The organism is Variovorax sp. P4_D9 (assembly GCF_056401695.1).
Genome location: NZ_JBFUIU010001166.1, coordinates 1 through 2,185, shown reverse-complemented (window position 1 = coordinate 2,185; position 2,185 = coordinate 1). Strand labels below are relative to the sequence as shown.

General features: G+C 66.6%; 3 protein-coding genes. All 3 read right to left on the bottom strand.

The window, feature by feature from the left end; all coding sequences use genetic code 11:
* Positions 1 to 719: aminotransferase-like domain-containing protein (locus AC1DY5_RS52465; RefSeq protein ID WP_478122155.1), on the bottom strand; the 719-nt coding region annotated here is incomplete at its 3' end.
* Complete coding sequence (locus tag AC1DY5_RS52460) at positions 719 to 1,825, bottom strand: ABC transporter substrate-binding protein (protein WP_478122154.1); 1,107 nt, start codon at positions 1,823 to 1,825, stop codon at positions 719 to 721. The genes AC1DY5_RS52465 and AC1DY5_RS52460, both read right to left, overlap by 1 nt.
* Before the next feature lie 35 nt (positions 1,826 to 1,860).
* Positions 1,861 to 2,185 (bottom strand): ABC transporter permease (locus AC1DY5_RS52455; protein WP_478122153.1); only part of this gene is annotated, 325 nt, incomplete at its 5' end.

The following is a 2,185-nucleotide window of genomic DNA, read 5'->3' as shown; positions in this document are numbered from 1 at the left end:
AAGCCTAGCCGCAGGCCCGGCGCCAGCACCTTCGAGAACGAGCCGAGGTAGATGCAGCCTTCGGCGTAGCGCGCGGTCAGCGGCAGCGGTGGCGCCATGTCGAACCAGAGCTCGCCGTAGGGGTTGTCCTCGACGATCGGCAGGCCCAGCCGCGTGGCTGCCGCACAGACGGCGGCGCGCCGTTGCTCGGTCATGGTGCGACCCGTCGGATTCTGGAAATTCGGCAGCAGGTAGACGAAGCGCGCATCGGCGGCCTGCGCCTCCAGGTCGCCGACATCGACGCCATGGTCGTCCGACGCGACGCTCGTCACCTGCGGCTCCATCGGCGCGAAGGCCTGCAGTGCGCCCAGGTAGGTGGGCGTCTCCACCAGCACCTTGCTGCCCTTGTCGATCAGGATCTTGGCGATCAGGTCCAGGCCCTGCTGCGAGCCGGTGGTGATCAGGATCTGGGCCGGGTCCACGGGCCAGGGCAGCGTCGCGGCGATCGCCTCGCGCAGCGGGCCGAAGCCTTCGCTCGCGGCGTATTGGAGCGCCGCCTCGCCCTCGCGCTCGAGCACCGCCGCGCAGGCCTTTGCGAAGGCGCCGATCGGAAAGGTCTTCGGCGACGGCAGGCCGCCGGCCAGGCTGATGATGCCGGGCCGTTCGGTGACCTTGAGGATTTCGCGGATCGCCGAGGGATTCATCTTGGCCGCACGGGCGGCCAGCTTCCAGGTCGTCATCAGATCTTGAACTCCTTCGCCTGCCGGATGACCGCGGCGCGGTCGAAGTCGTTGACCTCGTCGATGAGTTCGTTGGTGAAGACGGCGCTCGGGTCGCCGATCTGCGCGGCCAGGCCGGGGTTCTTGCTGGTTTCCGCCGCCAGCTCGATGTTGGACTTCCATTCGGCCAGGCTCGAAGCGCCGAAGCGTTTGTCCGGGTCCGTCGGGCTTCTCATCCAGTTCTCCTTTCGATCCTTGAGGATGAACTGGAGCTCCTTGCGTGCCTCCTCCTCCGACTTGGTCTTCGGTTTGCTCTCGGGATACAGATCCCAATGGATGTTGATCGCCTGGTCGAGGTTGGTGTGGGCAAAGAGGGTCGATTTCGCGATGCCGCGGAACAGGCTGACCAGGCTCTTGCGGTCCTCCTTCAGCATCTTCTTCTTGACGCAGATCCAGCCGGTGCCGACATCGGCATAGCGCGGCGGCAGCGCGACATAGCGCACCGGCACCCCGACCAGCTCGATGCGCGCGGCGAAGGTGTCGTAGGTCACGATCGCGTCGACCCGGTTCTGCGTCAGTGCCTGCCCGGCCGGCGCGCCGTCGCCCACGGCGAGGTACTCGATCTTCGAATCGTCGGAGCCCAGTTCGAGCAGGATGGTCTTGGTGACGACGACGCCGGGGTCGCCGAGGCTGCGCACGCCGATCCGCTTGCCCTTCAGGTCGGCGGCGGTCCGGATGTCGCTGGCGGGCTTGACGATGATCACGTTGGCATTTCGCGGCAGCCACTTGTAGGCCGACACCAGTCCCAGGCCGGGGTCCTTGGCGAGCGCCGGCAGCAGCATCGCCGGCGCCACCGGACCGAATGTGACCTGCTCGGTGATAAGGGCCTGCATCGCCTGCGAAATGCTGCTCATGTTGACGTACTCGACGTCGACGCCTTCCGACTGGTAGTAGCGCAGCTTGGGATGCCGGCCGGCCGTGATGAAGGCCTGCTGGGCGTCGTTGACGCCCGCCGAGTTGGCGACTTTCAGGATCTTCGGCGCCTGCGCCATCGCCATGCGTGGCGCCAGCCCCGCCACCGCGCCGAAGGCGCCGACCGCCAGGCTGAAATCTCTTCTGCTGATCATTGAAGCCCCTCTTGGAGAGTTGATTGAAACGAATCTCAGGCGTTGACCGCGCGCCGGCTGGCATCGACTGGCATCCAGTGCAGGACGCGCCGCTGGACGAGGCGCAGCAGCTTGCTGACCGCGATGCCGATCAACGACAGGACGATGAAGACCGAGAAGCTGCCGCCGGTGTCCATCTGCGCGTCCATCTGCAGGATCAGCACGCCGAGGCCGGCCTGTGCGCCCACGAACTCGCCGACGATGGCGCCGACCACCGCAAAGGCTGCTGCCATGTCCAGGCCGGCGAAGAGGTAGGGCAGCGCGCTCGGAAGCTTGGCCTTTGTGAAGATCTGCCAGCGTGTGGCCGACAGCGAGCGCAGC

Coding starts and splice junctions, on each gene's coding strand:
- AC1DY5_RS52460 (WP_478122154.1), bottom strand. CDS start 1,825: ATGATCAGCAGAAGAGATTTCAGCCTGGCGGTCGGCGCCTTCGGCGCG.